Genomic DNA, 19,469 nt, shown 5'->3' on the forward strand with positions numbered 1-19,469 from the left:
CGATCCGCCGTTCGATCACGCCTGGGGACAACGCGCGCGGACCTGCATTGCTGCCCGAATCTCGAGGACCGGTATCCCAGCTTCTTCCGGGGCCCGAGTAATGAAGGACGGGCCGGCTACGTCCCTCCAGCGCGTCTCCCCAGAGGTGGCGCAAGTATCTCAGTATAAAGACGAACGTCGTTTTTTCGCGATACATCAAAGAGGTTCCGCCGTCGCTAATCGAGCCAGGTGCTGGTCCGCGTTCCGATGATGTGGGCCGAGACATGCTGTCCGTAGTCCGGGGCGTTGCGATCCAGCACGCCCCGAACCCGGCGCATCGCGGCTGGGGCGAGTGAGTCGTAGAGACGGACGAACACGCCTTGGGCGTCCGACCGCGGCCAATCCTCCGGAAGCAGATCCGGTGGCAGATCGGGATCGATCCGCGGAAACGACCGCCAGACATTGACGAGTTCGGTACGAAGGACCAGCGCCGAGGCCGGGTCGAGGCTCACCTCCTCGAGTCCCCCGAGCAGCGGTTCCGCACCGTTGAGAAACTCCCGGTACAACCCCTCGATGACGGTGAGGTCCCAGGCGTCGGTCGGGTTACCGTGGCCGAGCCCGATACCGCCGATTTTTCCTTCGAAAAGCGAGGCGGATTCGATGCCCAACTTCGTGATCAGCGCCGCCGCATCACGGGCCACCGGCCTCGGTGTAATCCAGAGGCCATCGTAGAGGGGGGCGAAACCCAACCAGGACAGTCCCTTGCGGAGTTGTTGCCGCAGCGCCCGTTGTTGCTCGGGGACCGAGAAGCCGACGCACGTCCATTGGTCCGGGCCCTCACGTCGGGCGTGGCCGAAGTCGGCAATTCGCCGCAATCCCGACGCCAGGCGGACTCTGGCTTGCTCGGACAGGCAGTAGAACGTTCGCCGGCCTTCCTTGACTACAACCAGGCGCCCCTCTTTGGTCAGTCGGCTCAACAGGGTGCGGCAGCCTGATTCGGACACACCGAAATCGCACATCAGATCCACCAATACACCGGACGGCGCAAGCGCTCCCTCCGTCAGCCAGTAGTCGGCCATCAAGGTGATCAACATCTGGCGCGCACGTGTCCCTTCGGCGGTGCGGACTCGCATGTGCTCGAGAAAGTGGTGCTGACCTGGGCTGACCATGCGACTCCTTTGGGAGAGGGTGTTGTGAATCTAGCGTAGACGCACAAATAAAACGAAAAAGATTGACGATCGTCACAAAAACGCCGACAATCATCGGACAGTGACGCCGATCTCATCCTGTTGGGCAGGGGAGGTTCGAACTCAGGCGTGGACTGGGAAAGAGGAAGCATGAATCACTCCGTGGCCATCGAAAATCTGTCGAAACGGTTCCGACGCCGAGACGGCGCCGTTGTCAGTGCGATCGACAACGCCACCATCCACATCGACCGCGGCGAGTTCATCGTCCTTCTCGGACCGAGTGGATGCGGCAAGACCACCCTGCTGCGCTCGGTAGCAGGGCTCGAGACACCCGACTCGGGAACAATTCAGGTAAACGGCCAAACCGTCTTCAACGGTGCAGACGGGATCTACGTACCGCCCGAACGACGCCAATTGAGCATGATGTTCCAGTCGTACGCCCTCTGGCCGCACATGACGGCCCGCAAGAACGTCCAATACCCGCTCGAGAATCAGCGCACTCGACGCCCCTCCCGGACGGCGATGAAGGACAAGGTCGACGCCGCGCTCACCCTGGTGGGTATCGGTGACCTCGGCGACCAATATCCCGCCCAGCTCAGCGGTGGACAACAGCAGCGGGTCGCACTTGCCCGCGCGCTTGTCAACGACTCCGATGTCGTGCTTTTCGACGAACCATTGTCCAACGTCGACGCCAAAGTTCGTGAGCAACTACGTATCGAACTGCTCGCCACCCAGCGGCGGCTCGGATTCACCGCCCTCTTCGTCACCCATGACCAGGCCGAGGCTATGGAGCTGGCGACTCGAATAGCAGTTCTCGACAAGGGAAGAGTGCAGCAGCTCGGCACGCCGGCCGAAATCTACAGTCACCCATCGACCGAATACGTCGCGAAATTCATCGGGAACACCAACGAGCTGTCCGGTCGCCGGGTCACAGGTAGCGCCGCCGCCGTGTATGCGACCGAGGTCGGGGAGGTACACACCGGCCCGGAATCCGGCTCACCCGAGCAGGCGACCCTGCTCTGGCGACCAGAAGCCGGTCACCTCTTTCACGAGCCGCCGACCCACATGAACGGGTTCGAGGGCCGGATCGTCGCGTCTTTGTTCATGGGAACACACACCGAGTACATCATTCGGTCCGCTCAGATGCGATCCAGGGTCTGGACGAGCCAACCTGGACGCTTCCAGGTCGACGACACCGTCTGGATCGGTATCCGCCCCGAGGACGTCATGGTCTTCCCGAACACGTCGGGCACTACCACCACCGATACACGCGAGCTCGAGAAGGCCGCCTCGTGACGACCACTCAGACCCTCCCACCCACTGACGACCTGCCGGCAAAGAACCCGCATTCACGCAAACTCAATGCACCCTCGAGCTTCAACCTCGTCGCCATCCTGATCGCCGCGGCGCTGATCGTCATCGTGTGCGTTCCGCTGATGAACGTGGTGGTGGACATGTTCTCGCAGAACGGCACTCTCAGCTTCGGGGCCATTCGACGCACCCTGGCGATTCCCGACCTCGGAAAATTGATCTTGAACACGGTCGCCGTCGTCGCCGCCAGCAGCCTGATGGCCGTCATCATCGGCACCCTCATCGCATGGGCCAACGAACGCACCGACGCCCGCATGGGAATCCTCAACGACGTTCTCCCGTACCTGCCGTTCCTGCTGCCTCCCATCGCCGGAGCGGTGGGATGGACGATGCTTCTTTCACCCAAGGCCGGGCTGATCAACGCATGGATACGGGACGGCCTGGAAATCATCGGGATTCACCTGGACAGCGGACCGTTCGATATCAACACCTGGTACGGACTGGTCATGGTCTACACCATCTATGCAGTGCCCTATGTCTACATGAACGTCTCCGCGGCGATGACCACGTTCGACTCCAGCCTCGAGGAAGCCTCGCGACTGAGCGGCGCCAGTTACCTCACCACCTTGCGTCGCGTCACCATCCCCGCCCTGGCTCCTTCGATCGGTGCCGGTTTCCTGCTCTGCACATGGTTCGGATTCGGCATGTTCTCGATCGCCGCCATCATCGGAACCCCCGCACATATCGACGTCATCGCGGTGCGCATCGTCCAATTACTGACCTTCTCGTACCCCCCGGAAGAAGACCTCGCACTCGGGCTGAGCGCAATCGTGATGGTGTTCGTCGGGATCTCGTACTTCGTCCAGTACAGAATTCTCAAGACTTCACGCTTCAGCAGCATGACCGGCAAGAGCGCCACCCACAAGATCACTCGCCTGGGCAAATGGCGGCCCGTCGTTCGCGGCGTCGTTCTGCTCTACGTCACCCTGTCGACCGTACTGCCGATGGCAGGACTGTTTCTCGTAGCCCTCAACGGCTATTGGACTCCCAAGATCAAATGGGACTCGCTCGGCTTCGAAGCCTTCCACACCGCGCTGTTCGCCGATCCCAAGACACAGCAGGCCTTCACCAACAGCCTCGGACTGGGCATCGTCGGCGGACTGATCGGCATCTGTGCTGCCGCAATCGTTTCCATCTACATCGCTCAGCGCCGCACTCGCGCGACCCAAATCCTGGACGCCGCCATCAAACTTCCCTCGTCGATCTCCCACATGGTCATCGCCGTGGGAATCCTGCTCCTCCTCGGTGGCCCACCCTTCCACCTCGGTGGCACCTGGCTGATCCTGCTATTGGGATACCTGGCGATATATCTCCCACAGGCATCCATCGCCTCCGACGCGGCAGTCGCCGTCGTCGGCCGCGAACTCGCCGAGGCCTCCAGGATCAGCGGCGGCAGGGACTGGAAAACGTTCCTACGCATCTACGCACCCCTCATGCTGCCCGGACTGGTCGGTGGATGGGCACTGCTGTTCATCCGCATCGTCGGTGACCTCACGGCTTCGGCGATCTTGTCCGGAACGAACAACGTCGTCCTCGGCTTCCGGATCCTCGAAGTTTTCAACGGGGGCTCGTACGCCACACTCGCCGCCCTGTCCGCCGTCCTCGTCCTGGTAACCGGGACAGTTCTGCTGCTGGTGATCTGGACATCGAAACGATTCGGTGTCGCCAAATCCCGATCTACTCACTGACCCTCAACTCGTGAACGGGGAACGACCATGAAGAAACTCACTCTCCTCGCACTCGCGTGCGCAACCTCCGTGCTGGCCGCCTGTGGCGGAGGCGGCACCGACTCCGCAAGCGGGGGCACCGCAGCCAACCTCGACGCAGAAACCCAAGCCCTGGTCACGGAGGCGAAGAACGCCGGACCGGTCACCTTCTACAGCATGCTCGACGAAAGCACCTTGCGCGCGCTCTCCGAAGACTTCGGCAAGAACTACGGAGTCCGCGTCGAACCCGTCCGGCTGGTGACCGCCGATCTCATCCAGCGCTACTCGGCCGAAGCCTCATCGGGCAAGAGCGCCGCGGACATCATGTTGCTGACCGACTCCGGCTTCTTCGCAGATGCCCTCGCCAAGGACTGGATCACCCCCATCGCCCAACAAGACCTGCCGCCGGCCGCCGACACCTTCCCCAAGGACTACCTCACCCACGACGGATCCGCCGCGGTGGTCTCCCTCATCCCCAGCGAGATGGTCATCAACTCCGACGAGACCTCGGAAACTCCATCGGACTGGAAGGCCTACGCCGACAACCAGTTCAAAGGCAAGCTGATGCTGACGAAGCCGGACTCCTCACCCGCCAACATCGCGTTCTGGAGCCTGATGAAACAGCAGTACGGCGACGACTTCCTCGAGCAGATTGCAGCCAACCAGCCACAATTCATGAATAGCGCCGTCCCGCTCACACAGGGAATCGCCGCCGGCGAAGCGCAAGTCGGCTTCCCCGGAGTCGCCGCGATCGTCAACAACCTGACCAAACAAGGAGCTCCCGTTCAATTGGTGAGCCTGGCGCCCACCACCGGCCCCGAAGCCACACTCGCGCTGTCCAAGAACTCGCCCAACCCCGCCGGCGCCAAGCTTCTCGCCAGCTACCTGATGTCGGAGGCCGGCAACAATCTGCTCAACGACGACTCCGACGGCATCTCACCATACGACCCCGAGGGAACGAAGCGATTCACGCGGGTGGAAAACATCAAGCTGGCCGACGCGGCTCAGATCAACGCACTACTGGGAGTCAACTAATGACCATCGAATCGACCCCAACCAGCCACTCACGACGAGACGACCACGACTTCGACCCGCAAGTGCCCGAGGCCTTCGACACCGCGCACACGCAGTTCCGGGAACTCCGCAATCGCTGCCCCGTCGCCCGCAGCCAAGAATTCGGCGGCTTCTGGGCCATGCTGGGATATCCCGAACTGCTCGAGGTCATCACCGACATCTCCCGGTTCACCACCACCAAACAGAACGCAATCCCGTCCTTCGCATTCACCGGCGTCCGCCCACCGCTCCACCTGGATCCCCCCGAACACATGGCATATCGCAGAATCATCAACCAGTTCTTCACCCCACCGAAGATGCGAGACATCGAACCGAAGGTCCGCCGCTGTTCGACCGAACTCCTCGACCCCCTCATCCACAAGGGAAAAGTCGATGTAGCACTCGAATACTCCCAGAAGCTCCCCGCGCACGTCTTCGCCGAGTTCTTCAATCTCTCAGTGGAATTGAGCTCCGAGATCAAGCGCATCAGCGGAACCTACGTCGACGCCATCCAGATCCTCGATCACGACACCGTCCGCCGACTGAGCCGCGAACTGTACGACGTCGCCCAGGCCATCATCGACGACCGCGCGAGTGGGACGTACAGTCCCGATGAAGACCTCACCGCAGCCCTCCTCGGCGGCAGCCACGACGGCGAACCCCTCCCGCCCGCGATGATCCTCGGATGCGTCAGGCAACTCATCGTGACTGGAATGGTCGCGCCCAGCGTCTTCATCGGCAACATGTTCGTACATCTCGGCCGCGATACCAACCTGCAGTCGTTCCTGCGTGCCAACCCGGATAAGATCCCCGCCGCGGTCGAAGAATTCCTTCGTCTGTACAACCCGTACCGCGGCATGGCACGCACAGCCCGCGACACCACCACCGTCGGCGGCCAAGTAATTCTCAAAGACGACCCGATAGCCCTGGTGTACACGGCCGCCAACCGAGACCCCCGTGTCTTCGAACGCCCCGACGAGTTCATCCTCGACCGTTCCAACATCAAAGACCACATCAGCTTTGGCAGAGGAACCCATAGTTGCCCCGGCGCCCCACTCGCGCGGATCATGCTCACAGTGACTCTGGAAGAAGCCCTCTCCCGCGCCGAATTCCTCCTCACGGACTCACCTGGCATGGCCATGTGGGCGGAGTGGGGCACCCGCTCGGTCCCACTGGAATTCATCGGACTCTAAGGAACCAACGGATGGGAACCACAACCACGAGCGATTTCAGCATTGAGGGCAACGATGATCCCGACCACGTATTCAAGGTGTATCAGGATCTGCAAGCCAACTGCCCCGTCGCACACACCTCCGATTACGGCGGATACTGGGCCCTGACACGATACGAGGACGTACGCGATGCGGCGGTCAACTCGGATCTCTTCATCTCCTCCGTGAAGGCCGTCGTCCCCAGCGATCCACGCGGGATCCGACGACCACCCCTCAACTTCGACGCACCCAGACACACCCCGTTTCGACGTGCACTTCTCAGGACCCTGTCCACCACGAGGGTCGAACAGATCGTCGAGGCCCTTCGTCCCCGCGCCGCAGCGCTGTTCGCCGACTTTGTCGATGGCCAAGACCTGGACATCGTCCGATCTTTCGGAACCCTGCTTCCCGCGTACGCCGCAGCAACGTGGCTGAACCTCGACGAGCAGCGTGTCGAATGGCTTGCCACAACAGCGACGGCCTGGGTCGACGCATGGCGGAACCAGGACTCCGACCGGGTCACCCGATTCAGTGAGGAGATGTACCAGGTCGCCCGCTGGCTGGTCGACGACCGAACCAACAACCCCCGGGACGTCACGTCGGACCCGGCCAGCTCGCTGTTGAGCGAACGCGTCGACGGTCAGCCTCTCGAGACAGACCTCGTCATCGGCGCTATCCGCCAATCGCTGGTAGTAGGCATGGTCGCACCGCCACTGCTCATCGGCTCCATGGCTAAACACCTGGCCACCGAACCCGCACTGCAGGAACAACTTCGCCGCAACCGCCGAATCAGGTCGTCAGCAGCGGAGGAATACATCCGACTCTTCACTCCCTATCGCGGTTTCGCCCGGACAGTCAGCCGCGAGACCACGATCCGGGGGACAACGATCACACCGGCCGAACCCGTCACCCTCGTCTATGCGGCAGCCAATCGGGACCCGGCGGTGTTCGACAACCCACACGAGTTCGCGCTGGATAGAGACAACATCGCTCAACACCTCGGCTTCGGAGTCGGCCGGCATCAGTGCGTCGGAATGCATCTTGCCCGCGGGATCATCAGTGTCGGCCTCGACGCCATCCTCGATGGCTCCACAGCGCTCACGCTCATTAGCGAGCCGGTACCTACCCGGATGCCGGAGCTTGGCTATCAGGCAGTCCGGATAGAAGCTACGTCATAACCGCGCCTACGGAAATGCCCAGACACCGCCTGGTCTCTCCGCGAAAGCGGCCGGCGTAGGTCTGCAGGGCCGAAGGAATTCTGCGCCTGACCAGTCTGGTCGCCGTCGCAGGGTGAGAGCGCTACAACGCTTGACATCACAGCGGCGTAACCACCACCGGTGAGGGGTTGTATTCCGACGGCTTCTGCAGCGCGAAGCCTCCGTTCGCGGATCTATGAGTTCGCATAAGATTCGTTATCGTTATTTCGAAAGCAAATGACTTCCAAGTTATTTGGTCCATACCTGCCTGGGCAATGCGTGGATCCCGTGCCGCCCGGTCGTGTTCACATCAGCCATTCTGCGCACCGCTGCCGCGAGAGGCGATATCGCGGCGCGGTCACCCTGACCGGTTACGGCCCAAATTGCGTAGCGTTCTCGGAGGGGATGAGGAGCCGCTGATGCCGGGGAAGGTGTCGGCGGCTTTCCTCTGGACTGCCTACCCGCCCTCCGCACGCACCATCGATCATCGGCGTCGAATCGGCGACCCTTCAGGCTGGGGTGGCGCCCACCACTCGTGTGCTCTCTATCGGCCACGCTTATCCGCTCAGGGTGATTGTGTCTCACTGTCTCAGCGGCCAGTAACGTCCGCCGCATGGAGATCGTCTTCACTGACGCCGACGCGCTCGCGCTGCCCATCCGCGAGGGTGAGGATCTTGGTACGAATCGGGCTTACGCTGTTGCAGTGCACTTTTGTTCCCGACGGAATGCCGTTCGTGCTGAAACCTGATGAGTCACGCCGAGAGCGTCGAGGCTCGAGATGATCTGCGATCGCGTGGAGTCGACGGAGAACATCGACACCAGCACCGCGATGATGTCGGTGGCAGCAACGAGCGGCAGTAGGGAAATAGCCACATCTTGAAGCGAAGTCTCCCGGCTTGCTCCCATCCCATTCCCGAGCGGAGCCTGTATCCGCGTGACGGCAATCATGAAGTAGACCATCAAGATCGTGGCACCCAAGGAATTGACGAGGAAGGCGAATGCGGATTCGGGAGAGAAGTAGTCCAGCGCAACACAGGCAAACCCTACGACGAGTGCGACCAGGAGCGAATTGCGAGGAACTCCTCGCCGATCGAGGAGGGCTACTCCGCGTGGAGCGTCGCCTTGCCGCGCCAGCGCGAACAACATGCTGGACGACATGTAGAGACCGGTGTTGAGGCAGGACAGCACTGCCACAGGAACTACCGCATCGTCTCGAACTGCACATCGGTCTGGTGCTCGGCAGATTCCTCGGACTGTTCCCCAGCGTCTGACGCCTCCTCACCGAGGCATGAATCCTGACTGTCCGTTGCGTTCAGGGAGTGCAGTTCCGATCGCGCGGAGAGGTCATCGGACCGTCGACGCCTGCGGGTGACGTCTTCCCGGCCCGGGGTGCCTGCCAGAGACCGTCAGCCGCCCTGCGGCCGGGCGGGTTGTGCGCCCACCAGCGGCGGCGTCCGCCTTCACCGATCCAGGCCTGAGGTCGCCACCGTACCGGCGCTCGGACTCCGTGGTGCCACCCCAGATCCCGAACGGCTCGCGCACTGTCTGCGCGTGAGTGCGGCATTCTTCGAGGACCGGGCAGGTCTGGCAGATACGGGTAGCGAAGTCTTCCCGGTATCTGCGGGCCTGCCGCGTCTCGCCCTCAGGGGAGAAGAACAGATCGGTTCCCATGCTCCGGCACGTGGCGTTCATCTGCCAATCCCACAGATCGGTCGACGGCGCGTAGAGGTGTGTGGTCAGAGCGGTGGTTTTCATGACTACTCCGATTTTGTCCAGATGGTGTGAGCGGCAGCAATGTCGACGGATGGTCTTCGGCCCCCTCTTGGTGGACTACGCCGGGCATACGGCTGCGGCGCCCGCCCCACGGAGAGAACAGGGCGGGCGCCGCAGGACGATCGACGCCGGGCAGGACGGGCCACAGTGTGAATTATCGACCGTGGTTGTGCATGACGTGCTTGGTTCGCGAGTAGTCGTCGAGTGCATAGATCGACAGGTCGCGTCCGTAACCGGATCCCTTGAACCCACCCCACGGAACTTCGTTGGCCAGCACGAGATGGGAGTTGACCCACACCGTTCCGGCGTCGATCCGCGCGGCGACTTCGTGGCTGCGCCTGGCGTTCTCGGTCCAGACCGATGCCGAGAGGCCGAACGGGACGTCGTTCGCGCGGCGGATCGCCTCGTCCTCGTCGGTGAACGTCTCGACGGTGACCACCGGCCCGAAGATCTCCTCGCGAGCGCATTCGGCGCCATCGGGGACGTTGACGAGCACGGTCGGTGCGACGAAGTACCCGGGTCCGTCCAGTGCAGCTCCACCGATTGCGGCGGTGATTCCCTGCTGCGCAGCACGTTCCAGATATGCGGTGACCCGCTCGAAGTGCGCCTTCGATACCAGGGGCCCGATTTCCACGTTGTCGCCTGCTCCTGGCTCGCCGACCACGAACGTGCTCACCTGTTCGACCAGCTTCCGGGTGAACTCCTCGGCGACCGACTCGTGTACGAGGATCCGGCATGCTGCGCCACATTCCTGGCCCGAGTTCCAGTAGCTCGCCGCACGCAGCGAAATCGCGGCGTCGTCGAGATCGGCGTCGGCGAAGATCACCACGGGTGCTTTGCCGCCCAGTTCGAGATGGACGCGCTTGAGCGTGTCTGCGGCCCCGCGTGCGACGGCTTTGCCGCTGCTGACGGATCCGGTCAGGGCGATCATGTCGACGTCGGGATGCTCGGTCAGCCGCGCTCCCACGGTCGGTCCGAGTCCGGACACCACATTGAACACGCCCGCGGGAAGCAGGTCGCCGACGAGCTCGGCGAATTTCAGTGTCGTCAAGGGGGTCTGCTCGGACGGCTTGATCACCACCGTGTTTCCGGCCGCGAGGATCGGAGCGATCTTCCACGCCGCCATCAGCAGTGGATAGTTCCACGGGGTAACGACGCCGACCACACCGATCGGTTCACGCAGGATGACCGACAGGTGGTTTTCGGCGTAGTCTCCGGCAGCCATCGACGTGGTCGCACGCAGTGCGCCTGCCATGAACCGGAAGGTGTCGACGGTGCCTGCGACGTCGTCGTTCGAGACTTCGAAAGGTTTTCCGGTGTTGGAGGATTCGAGCCGCGCAAGCACCTCGGCGTTCTGCTCGATTCTGTCCGCGATGCGGTGAAGCAGAAGGGAGCGTTCCTTGGGAACGAGTCTGGCCCAGTCGTTCTTGGCTGCAACCGCGACTGCGACTGCTCGGTCGACGTCGGCCGCGGTCCCTTGGGGTACCGCGGCGATGACCTGTTCGGTACTCGGGTCGACGATGTCGGTGCGGGCACCGAAGTTGTCGACGGCGTCGAACGCTCCTGCGATGTAGTGCTGGGTCGGGGGCAGGTCGTCCCGGACGTTCAGGGAACCACCGGGTGCTCGGCTGACGGCGACATGTCCGGTGAGGGTGGTGTTGGGCATCTGGATGATCCTCCAAAATCGACTGGGTAGTAGCGGGGCGGCGCGAGAAGCGCCGGCCCGCACCGGGGTTGCGCTGGGTAGTCAGCTTTCGCGTGACGGACAGTTGCGGAACCGCCTCAACGAGAGACTCTATGTCCGGTGACGGTGTTGGATTCCCAGAACTCGGCTCCGTCGATGCCGAGCGCTGTGGGATCGAAGGTGGGGTCGAGTCCACGCTTCTTCTGTTGTTCGTAATCGCGGTAGACCCGGTAGACGAGCGGGAAGAGCAATACCAGGCACGTGAGGTTGACCCAGGCGATGAGCCCGAGCCCGATATCGCCGATCGCCCAGACAAGTCCTGCGTTCACGACGGAGCCGACGAACACGATCGCGAGCGTGCCGAGTTTGAGGACCAGCTTGGATACGGGGCCCTTCCGCCCGTTCAACAGGAACAACAGGTTCGAGTTGGCCACGTAGAAGTACACGATGAGGCAGGTGAAACCGAACAGGAACACGGCTACTGCGATGAACGCCGCGCCCCACCCGGGCACCAAGGTGTCGATGGCCTTCTGGACCCAGTTCGGACCGGCCTGCACGCCCGGAAGATTCTGGACGAGGTAACCGCCCGAACCATCGGAGACGTTGTACTGCCCGGACACCACCATCATCAGCCCTGTTGCCATGCAGATCAGCAGCACGTCGATGTAGATGCTGAACGTCTGGACGAGACCCTGCTTGCCGGGGTGAGACGTCCGTGCCGCCGCCGCGGCGAACGTCGCCTCACCGATTCCGTTCGCCGATGCGAAGACTGCCCGGCGCACGCCCCATGCAACTGCAGCGCCCGCGATGCCGCCCAGCACGGGGTCGAGACCGAACGCCGAGTTCACGATGAGCGTGATCGCCTCCGGCACGTTTTCGATGTTCGCGGCGATCACCGCCAACGCCAACGTCAGGTATCCGATTGCGAGAATCGGTACGAGAGTCTGTGTGACCTTGACGATGCGTGTGGTGCCTCCGAAGATCACCAGAGCGATCAGCACGGTGATGAGCACTGCCGGCACCCACGTCGGTGTTCCGAATGCCAGCTCCGCGCTCGAGGCAATGGTGCTGACCTGGAATCCGGGGAACATGAAGCCGTAGCCGACCAGGCCGAGGAACGCGACGAGGCCCGCGACCTTGGGAAGCTTCAGTCCGTACTTGATGTAGTACGGCATGCCGCCGATGTCCTCGTTGGCCTTCTTCCGGTCCTCGTCCTCGACCTGACGTTTGAACACCTGCGCGAGGGTTGCCTCGGCGTACCCGACGGTGCAGCCGACCAGACCTGTCACGGCCATCCACAGCAGGGCACCCGGTCCACCACCGCCGACTGCTGTTGCGACACCGGCGATGCTCCCGACACCCACACGGCTGGCGAGCGCGAGGACAAGCGCCTGGAAGGAGGACAGTCCGCCTTCGCCTTCGCTGGTTTCCCTCAGCTGCCGGATCATGTCCGGGATGCGTCGGAACTGAATGCCTCTGGTGGCGACGGTGTACGCCACCCCGAGGCCGAGGACCACGTAGGCCATCGGTCCCCAGATGGCGTCCGCCACAGTCGTGAGCATCTCGGCCCAGTCCAGGCCTGCCATGATTTACGCAGTCCCCTCTGCGAGCCCCTTCAGTGCCTGTCCGATCTTCTCGACCTGCTCTGCGGGGAGTTCTGCGGTGGGCCGGCGGGGCGCTCCTACCGGTTCTCCCTGCAGAGCGAGACCAGCCTTGACGGCGGAGATGAAGGGAACGGCGATCATCGCGTCGATCACCGGGTACAGGTCGCGCCACTTGGCGAGCGCCCCGTGCAGGTCGCCCTCGCCGATGAGCCGGTTCACTGCGACGATCTCGTCCGGAACGACATTTGCGGCACCCGCCATGACCCCGGCAGCGCCCTCGACCAGGGCGCTGTAGATGTAGGAGTCCCAGCCGATGAAGGTGCCGATCACGTCGCTGTGGTGGTGGATCAGCTGCAGTGCCTGTTCCCAGTTCGCGCTCGAGTCCTTGATGTACCGAATGTTGTCGACCTCTTCGGCCAGGGAGCGAACAGTGCTCGGGTCGAGGTTCACACCTGTGACCGCGGGGATGTTGTACAGCATGACCGGCAGCTCCACTGCGGACGCGACGTCCTTGATGTACGCCACCGTCTCTTCGGTCGAGAGCGGCTCGTAGAACGGTGTGATCAGCATGAGCACGTCGGCGCCCGACTTTTCGGCGGCGCGAGAGAGCCGGATGGCCTCTGCGGTCGTCGTGGCACCGGTCTGGGCGATGACGGGTACTCGGCCGTCGGTGTGCTCGATGACCGTGTCGACGAGACGCCGGCGCTCGTCCGACGACAGCGCCCCGACCTCACCGGTCGATCCTGCCGCGACGACTCCGTCGACGCCTGCCTTGATCGAGCGGTCCACCACGAGTTTCAGCTTGTCCGTGTCGATGAGCTCGTCGGCGTCGAACGGGGTGGTCAATGCTGTGAGGACACCGCTGAGTTGCTTGGACATGAAATGACTCCTAGATCGTTGACAAGTGTTCTGGTGGTAGGAATGTCAGGCGCTGGCGGGGTGCACGGTGAGCAGCTCGGGTTGACGAGTCTGACGGTGGGTGGCAAGCACGCTGACGACCTCTTGAGCGGCGGAGAACCCTGAGGTGACCGAGGTTTCCGTGTAGAGCGTTCCGAGATAGTCGCCGGCCAGGAAGACTCGGCCGGCTCCGCGTGTCAGCGTGGGCTGAAGCTTTGCGCGACCGGGGAAGCTGTACGGTGACGCGTTCCTCCACCGTGCGGCCTTGGCTTCCACGACGGTGTCGGAGAACCCGGGCCCGAGGATCTGCTCGAGGTCGGCGAGGTGAGTGTTCACCACTTCGTCGTCGCTCTTGTCGAGCAGTGCGCTGCCCAGCGCCGCAGGCGAGAACGTCATGAAGCTGCCGCCGGGCTGCCGGACGGACTCGGTGCCGCGGACGATACTTCCCTGGTTGAGCGCGATGGCGAACGAACGCTTGGGGGCGGCGATGGCATAGATGTCGTCCCACGGACGCTTCGTCGTTTCGTCGGTGAGAAACGCCGAGCTGACGTGGGGGCCGTACTTGATCTGAGCGAGCGCATCGCGCAGGTCCTGCGGCAGATCGACACCGACCCGGTGGGACACGTCCGCGGTCGTGGCCAGCACGACCGTTCGCGCCTCGACTTCGTGGTCGTGTCCGTTCTGGCGGTAACGAACGATCACCGAGTCCTTCTTGTGCACGACCTCCTGCACCGCGGCACCCAGCTGGACGCGGTCGCCCAGCGACGCGGCTAGGGCTTCGGTGAGGGTGGACGGCCCGCCGACGATGCCGCGGCTGAGGCCCTGTCCGAAGCCGAGCACCAGGCTGAAGTATCCGATGCCTGCGCCCGCCGAGATCTGGTCCATGTTTCCAGCGGACCGGGTGACGGTGGTCTTGAACAGCGCGGCCGCGTCCTCCGGCAGGTCCCCGACGAAGTCGAGGAAGGATTCGTCGTTCGCGAAGTCGTAGATCCGCTGCTGGCGCATCGCTCCGGACTCACCGGCGCGCTTGCGTACCACTCCGGTGTACTTTCCGACGCCCGCAACGACCTTCACACCGGCGCGCATGGTCGCCACCCGAGCCGATAGCGACATCGGGATCCGGAACGGATAGGTGGCGATGTGTCCCTTGCGAAGGAACTTCCCGTTCATCGAGAGGGCCTGCAGCGACCCGGGGATGTCGACCGACATCACCCCGGCCTCGTTGAGCAGGGCTTCGGTGGACGATCCACCGCCGGCGAAGACGTGGCCACCCCAGTTCAGCCAATACGACCCGCGACGTTCGGAACGGATACGTCCACCGACGCGCTCATCGGACTCCAAGACAAGTGTGTCCCAGTGACGCAACCGCCAGCCCGCCGACAGACCGGCCAGGCCGGCACCGACTACAACTACATCTCGCACTTCGATATCTCCTTCACTGGGGCCATGTCTCTCGCCGGGAGTGGTGGCGGTTCGTGGCAAGTTCGTGATTCGGGACGCGCACTCCTGCCGTGCAGTGGTTGCGTGGGAAACACGCAGTCCGGACGCGTCGTTGTCAGGGATAAAACAGTGATGCCGGTCATACCCGCTCCAATGAGGATAAAATGTGATCACAGATCACACAAGCGCTGATGTGATCGGAGGCGCATCTTGTTCGGGAGCCCGACAGCAGTGGTCGGGGGCTACGTCGAGATCAGGGCGAAGGGCGAGAGCCATATGACTGGGATGGAACCGGCTACTCGTGAGGGCGACCGCGCTGCGATCCGTTCCACCCAGCATTCGGGAGAGCCCTGCTCAGGCCCCGCTAGGATCGCAGCCGTGACCGTTCCGCAGAAAGTCGAGCCGACTCTCCTGACGGATCAGGTGTACTCGATGATCCATCAATCGATCATGAATGGCGATATGCCTGCCGGGACGAGATTGCGCATCCGCGACCTCGCGGCCCAGGTCGGCACGAGTGTCATGCCGGTTCGAGAGGCCATCCGCCGGCTCGAGGAGGCAGGTCTCGCGGAGCGGGTCCCGCACCGGGGTGCTGTCGTGAAGGGACTGAGCTTCGCAGAGCTGGTCCATGTCTACGACGTCCGACTGTTGTTGGAGGTCGAGGCTGCCCGACTCGGGGCCACTCGAATCACCCGCGCCGACGCCGAGCGAATGAAAACCGAATTCGAGGCGATGAGGGTCGCGATCGTCGAGGGCCGCGTCGTCGAATTGTTGGAACACGACGAGGAACTGCTGTCGATTCTCTATCGTGCGAGTGATAACCCGGTGCTCGTCAACACGATTCGCAATCTGTGGCACCACTGCAGGGCATACAAGATCGTCGGTGCCCGGGGCACCCTGGACTCAGGGAACGTCGAGTCGTTGTCGGTCTTCCAAGAGCGCTTGGTCGAGGCTGCGCTTCGAGGGGACGACGTCGCGGCTGCGAGCGTCAACCACGATTCGCTCGTCAATGCGACGGATCGAATCCGGGCTCTCCTCGAAGCGCAGCACCGAGAGCAGGGGTAGAGGTTACGACTGGGACGCTCGTGCGGGCGATACCGGTGAGCTGGTGATCCCGAGCGAGGCGCTCTCGGTCAAGGACAGTCCTCGGGTCTCCGGTGCCCAGAAGTGGGACAGAACCGCTCCGAGCAAGGTGATCACGGCTGCGATGAGCATGGTCGCGCCGATGCCCAGGCCGCTGAGGGACAGTGGTACGAGGAATGTTCCGACAGCTGCACCGATGCGACTCAGAGATGAGGCCATGCCTACCGCGGTGCCACGGATCTCGGTGGGGAAGAGCTCGTTCGGGTAGACCCACTGCAGGATCTGCGTGCCGCCGATCAGTACGGCGTACGCGGCGAAGAGAACCATGATGATCGTGGTAGGTGCCTCGGGGAACGCTCCCATCAGCAGCAGTGCCAGACCGGCCCACAGGAAGCTGTGAATGAGAAGGGGACGGCGTCCCATGCGGTTGACGAGGAACAGGGCGATGATGCATCCGACCAGGAACAGGATCGTGATGACGGCGGAACCGATATGCGCCGCGTCCTCTTCCAGTTTGAGAGCGCCGAGAATGGCAGGTGCAAAAGCGTAGACGGCAAACAGGGGGACGATCGAGCAGGTCCAGAACAGCGTGATGAACGCCATCCGCTTTCCGTATCCGGAACGGACGAGCTCCTTGACGCTGACGCTGTTCTCGTCCTCCGCGGGGAGGTCGGCGACGGAGACGCCGGGGCCGAACACCTTACGCAGCACCTTGTTGGCTTCGTCGATCCTGCCCTTGCCCACCAACCAACGCGGCGACTCGGGAGTACCTACGCGGGCCACGACGATCAGCACTGCGGGCACCGTGGCGCTGGCAAGCATCCAGCGCCAGGCGTTGTCGTTTCCTGTTTCGGCAAGTATCTGGCCCACTACGTACGCTGCTGCAGCGCCGACGAACCACATGGCGACGAATGCGCCGAGGAACGGGCCGCGGTACTTGCGAGGGGTGAACTCCGTCAGCAGCGACGTGGCGATCGGGTAGTCCGCGCCGACGGCCATGCCGATGAGAAGGCGAAGCACGATCAGCCAGATCACGTCCTGGACGAAGAACTGTGCGACCGAAAACGCGGCGATCGCGATCAAATCGACGGTGAACAAGACTTCTCGCCCGAAACGGTCGGTCAACCAACCGCCGGCGAATGCACCGAGGAGAATACCGATCAGCGACGATGCGCCGACCAGTCCCTGCTCCACGGCTGACAGGCCCCACTGATCCGCGATCTGGATCATCGCGACACCGATGATGGACAAGACGAATCCGTCCAGGAACGGTCCTCCCGACGAGAACACGGCAAGCTTCTTGTGAAACCTGGACAGTGGCGCGTCGTCCAGTGGATTGGTGGCCATATCGAGCTCCTCGTTGACGTTTCTAGTCGGTCCTGGCTTGACGTGAGACCCCTGTAGGACAGCTGTGTTCGGGGTGTTCGGTGTGAGAAGAGATGAGTCGAGCCTCGAACGCGGCGGTCCTGCGCTGGCGGCGTCTGCACCGCGAGACGCGATGAGGATCGAACTCCCTCCAAGCCTGCGATCGTGGTTCGGAATTACACACCGATGCGATGTGCGTCTCGTCACACAGAATAGGATGAGATCACAGATCACACAACCCCTGATGTGATATTTGTACTCGGGGTCCGCCGCTCTTGACCTCTCTACCTCGCACGATGCTGGTACTCATGTACGATGCGACTGATATATCAACATTTGAGGATCGAGATGAGCCGGGCCTATATGAAGGCCCAGTCCATGACGCCTGCCGCCGGCTGCGCGGACGCGCCTTCGGCAATCGCCACTCTTGCCCGCCCGGATTCAAGGGCGCCAGGCCGCACCGCCAAGCGGTCGACAGGGCAGTCGGGCAGGTGGGGTCCACTGCGCACCGCGTGAGATCGGATCTCGACCAGTGGTTTTCGGGCACTCGAGGGTGAAATCTGTGCGAGTTCAAGCGGTCTGAACGTTCCGTATCCCCGACAGTGGTATGTCTCACTCGACGAAGACCTTGTCCGATATGTGATCACAGATTACATTTGTGTTACCGCAGTGTTGGGCGGGCGGGTGCCGTTGAAGTGCCACCACGACCTGCGGTTGCGGTGGTGGTTCATGTCCCGGCGGCTGGCGAAAACGCCCGAAACTCGATGGTTTCACCGAAAGTTCACGAGCACGGAAAAGGGGGAGTGTTGTTGTGAGAGTGACCAAGTCGAGCCGAAGTGCCACCGCGGCGGGGCTGTTGGCGATTGTGTTGTGGAGTTCGATGGTCGGAATGATCCGACTGGTCACCGATAGCCTGGGGGCGATCGGGGGCGCGGCGATGATCTACTCGTGCTGTGCGATTCTGCTGTCGGTGACTGTCGGATGGCCCAAGTTCAAAGACTTCAGTCGGACGTATCTCGTCACCGGTGCCGTGATGTTCGCCGCGTATGAGGTGTGCTTTGCCCTCGCAATCGGACTGGCGGACACTCCGAGGCAGGCAATCGAAGTCGGAATCGTGAACTACCTGTGGCCGAGCCTGACGGTGGTGTTCGCGATCGTGTTCGCCGGACAGAAGGCTTCGCGCCTGATCCTGCCAGGCATCGTGCTATCGGTAGTCGGCATTGCCGTCGTTCTCGGCGGTGACGCCGGACTGGACGTCGCAGGCACTGTCGACAACGTGCGCTCGAATCCTCTGAGCTACGCGCTCGCGTTCGCCGGCGCAGTGATCTGGGCGGGCTACTGCACGGTCACCAAGCTGTTCGCAAACGGGAACAACGGCATTACTCCGTTCTTCGTGCTGACGGCCGTGTCGTTCTGGTGCATGTACCTGTTGTCCGGTCGCGAGCCGATGCACCTCAGCTTCACCGCGATCGCGGCGACGTTGGTGGCGGCGTGTGCGATCGGCTTCGGCTACGCCCTGTGGAATGTCGGAATCCTGCGCGGAAACATAACCTTGCTCGCCGCTGCCTCGTACTTCACGCCTGTACTGTCCGCCGCATTCTCATCGTTGATGTTGGCCACGGCACTCGGTCTCACGTTCTGGGTGGGAACTGCTGTGGTGTGCCTCGGGGCAATCCTGTGCTGGTTGGCGACGCGCGAACCGAAGGCAACCGTCGGAGTTCCCGAAGAGGACGGTTCGCTCGACGAGCAGAGCATCGACGAGGAGACTCTCGACGAAGAGAGTATGGAAGAGCCCACCGTCGTTCGTTCACTTCTCGGCACGCGAGTGGAATGCGTGGTAACCATCGCCAGTGATCACCGTTCGGCACCTCGTGTGCCGATCGACGTCGGGTCGGGAAGCTAGCGAAGCTGCGGATATTG

At 62.7% G+C, this 19,469-nt stretch carries 15 protein-coding genes; 7 read left to right on the forward strand and 8 right to left on the reverse strand.

The window, feature by feature from the left end:
- Positions 1-215: 215 nt before the first annotated feature.
- Positions 216-1,148, reverse strand: coding sequence for a PaaX family transcriptional regulator C-terminal domain-containing protein (locus ACFVJ3_RS02780; RefSeq protein ID WP_378450596.1), 933 nt, complete (start codon positions 1,146-1,148; stop codon positions 216-218).
- Between the two features lie 168 nt (positions 1,149-1,316).
- Here ACFVJ3_RS02780 and ACFVJ3_RS02785 point away from each other — a divergent pair, with 168 nt between their 5' ends.
- Genes ACFVJ3_RS02785 through ACFVJ3_RS02805 form a run of 5 tightly spaced genes read left to right on the forward strand, consistent with a single transcriptional unit; the run spans position 1,317 to position 7,685 of the window.
- A complete protein-coding gene (locus ACFVJ3_RS02785) occupies positions 1,317-2,462 on the forward strand; it encodes an ABC transporter ATP-binding protein (protein ID WP_378450597.1) in 1,146 nt (381 codons plus the stop codon).
- Entirely contained in the window at positions 2,459-4,225 is a 1,767-nt protein-coding gene (locus ACFVJ3_RS02790; RefSeq protein WP_378450598.1) for an ABC transporter permease, read from the forward strand. The genes ACFVJ3_RS02785 and ACFVJ3_RS02790 overlap by 4 nt, the downstream gene beginning before the upstream one ends.
- 27 nt (positions 4,226-4,252) lie before the next feature.
- Positions 4,253-5,278 (forward strand): ABC transporter substrate-binding protein, encoded by a 1,026-nt coding sequence (locus tag ACFVJ3_RS02795; protein ID WP_378450599.1) that lies wholly within the window; start codon positions 4,253-4,255, stop codon positions 5,276-5,278.
- Entirely contained in the window at positions 5,278-6,489 is a 1,212-nt protein-coding gene (locus tag ACFVJ3_RS02800) for a cytochrome P450 (RefSeq protein ID WP_378450600.1), read from the forward strand. Before ACFVJ3_RS02795 ends, ACFVJ3_RS02800 begins: the two co-directional genes overlap by 1 nt.
- Positions 6,490-6,500: 11 nt before the next feature.
- Positions 6,501-7,685 carry a cytochrome P450 gene (locus ACFVJ3_RS02805; protein ID WP_378450601.1) on the forward strand — a complete coding sequence of 395 codons (1,185 nt, stop codon included), beginning with the start codon at positions 6,501-6,503 and terminating at the stop codon, positions 7,683-7,685.
- A 708-nt stretch (positions 7,686-8,393) separates the two neighbouring features.
- Here the strand turns inward: ACFVJ3_RS02805 and ACFVJ3_RS02810 are convergent.
- The 6 genes from ACFVJ3_RS02810 to ACFVJ3_RS02835 form a co-directional block, all read right to left on the reverse strand.
- Positions 8,394-8,897 carry a hypothetical protein gene (locus ACFVJ3_RS02810; protein ID WP_378450602.1) on the reverse strand — a complete coding sequence of 168 codons (504 nt, stop codon included), beginning with the start codon at positions 8,895-8,897 and terminating at the stop codon, positions 8,394-8,396.
- 150 nt (positions 8,898-9,047) lie between these two features.
- Entirely contained in the window at positions 9,048-9,458 is a 411-nt protein-coding gene (locus ACFVJ3_RS02815) for a WhiB family transcriptional regulator (protein WP_378450603.1), read from the reverse strand.
- A 172-nt stretch (positions 9,459-9,630) separates the two neighbouring features.
- The gene (locus ACFVJ3_RS02820; protein ID WP_378450604.1) at positions 9,631-11,142 is read right to left on the reverse strand and encodes a gamma-aminobutyraldehyde dehydrogenase; all 1,512 of its coding nucleotides are present in this window, start codon (positions 11,140-11,142) and stop codon (positions 9,631-9,633) included.
- Positions 11,143-11,258: 116 nt separating this feature from the next.
- Positions 11,259-12,746 (reverse strand): alanine/glycine:cation symporter family protein, encoded by a 1,488-nt coding sequence (locus ACFVJ3_RS02825; protein WP_378450605.1) that lies wholly within the window; start codon positions 12,744-12,746, stop codon positions 11,259-11,261.
- A gap of 3 nt (positions 12,747-12,749) precedes the next feature.
- Positions 12,750-13,643, reverse strand: coding sequence for a 4-hydroxy-tetrahydrodipicolinate synthase (gene dapA, locus ACFVJ3_RS02830; RefSeq protein ID WP_378450606.1), 894 nt, complete (start codon positions 13,641-13,643; stop codon positions 12,750-12,752).
- 45 nt (positions 13,644-13,688) lie between these two features.
- Positions 13,689-15,083, reverse strand: a complete 1,395-nt coding sequence (locus tag ACFVJ3_RS02835) for a flavin monoamine oxidase family protein (protein ID WP_378450607.1) — start codon at positions 15,081-15,083, stop codon at positions 13,689-13,691.
- 294 nt (positions 15,084-15,377) lie between these two features.
- On the opposite strand from ACFVJ3_RS02835, the gene ACFVJ3_RS02840 reads away from it, so the two are divergent.
- Positions 15,378-16,166, forward strand: a complete 789-nt coding sequence (locus ACFVJ3_RS02840; RefSeq protein ID WP_378450608.1) for a GntR family transcriptional regulator — start codon at positions 15,378-15,380, stop codon at positions 16,164-16,166.
- Positions 16,167-16,169: 3 nt separating this feature from the next.
- On the opposite strand, the gene ACFVJ3_RS02845 is transcribed toward ACFVJ3_RS02840, so the two are convergent.
- Positions 16,170-17,531, reverse strand: a complete 1,362-nt coding sequence (locus ACFVJ3_RS02845) for an MFS transporter (RefSeq protein WP_378450609.1) — start codon at positions 17,529-17,531, stop codon at positions 16,170-16,172.
- 829 nt (positions 17,532-18,360) lie between these two features.
- On the opposite strand from ACFVJ3_RS02845, the gene yddG reads away from it, so the two are divergent.
- A complete protein-coding gene (gene yddG / locus ACFVJ3_RS02850; protein WP_378450610.1) occupies positions 18,361-19,452 on the forward strand; it encodes an aromatic amino acid DMT transporter YddG in 1,092 nt (363 codons plus the stop codon).
- Positions 19,453-19,469 lie beyond the last annotated feature (17 nt).

The sequence above is a fragment of the Rhodococcus sp. NPDC127593 genome (genome assembly GCF_042671975.1).
In the GTDB taxonomy this organism is placed as follows: domain Bacteria; phylum Actinomycetota; class Actinomycetes; order Mycobacteriales; family Mycobacteriaceae; genus Rhodococcus_F.

Excerpts from the sequence above, each read along its gene's own strand:
- ACFVJ3_RS02780 (WP_378450596.1), bottom strand. The coding sequence starts at position 1,148 with ATGGTCAGCCCAGGTCAGCACCACTTTCTCGAGCACATGCGAGTCCGC.
- ACFVJ3_RS02785 (WP_378450597.1), top strand. The coding sequence starts at position 1,317 with ATGAATCACTCCGTGGCCATCGAAAATCTGTCGAAACGGTTCCGACGC.
- ACFVJ3_RS02795 (WP_378450599.1), top strand. The coding sequence starts at position 4,253 with ATGAAGAAACTCACTCTCCTCGCACTCGCGTGCGCAACCTCCGTGCTG.
- ACFVJ3_RS02800 (WP_378450600.1), top strand. The coding sequence starts at position 5,278 with ATGACCATCGAATCGACCCCAACCAGCCACTCACGACGAGACGACCAC.
- ACFVJ3_RS02805 (WP_378450601.1), top strand. The coding sequence starts at position 6,501 with ATGGGAACCACAACCACGAGCGATTTCAGCATTGAGGGCAACGATGAT.
- ACFVJ3_RS02815 (WP_378450603.1), bottom strand. The coding sequence starts at position 9,458 with ATGAAAACCACCGCTCTGACCACACACCTCTACGCGCCGTCGACCGAT.
- ACFVJ3_RS02820 (WP_378450604.1), bottom strand. The coding sequence starts at position 11,142 with ATGCCCAACACCACCCTCACCGGACATGTCGCCGTCAGCCGAGCACCC.
- ACFVJ3_RS02825 (WP_378450605.1), bottom strand. The coding sequence starts at position 12,746 with ATGGCAGGCCTGGACTGGGCCGAGATGCTCACGACTGTGGCGGACGCC.
- dapA (WP_378450606.1), bottom strand. The coding sequence starts at position 13,643 with ATGTCCAAGCAACTCAGCGGTGTCCTCACAGCATTGACCACCCCGTTC.
- ACFVJ3_RS02840 (WP_378450608.1), top strand. The coding sequence starts at position 15,378 with ATGACTGGGATGGAACCGGCTACTCGTGAGGGCGACCGCGCTGCGATC.
- ACFVJ3_RS02845 (WP_378450609.1), bottom strand. The coding sequence starts at position 17,531 with ATGGCCACCAATCCACTGGACGACGCGCCACTGTCCAGGTTTCACAAG.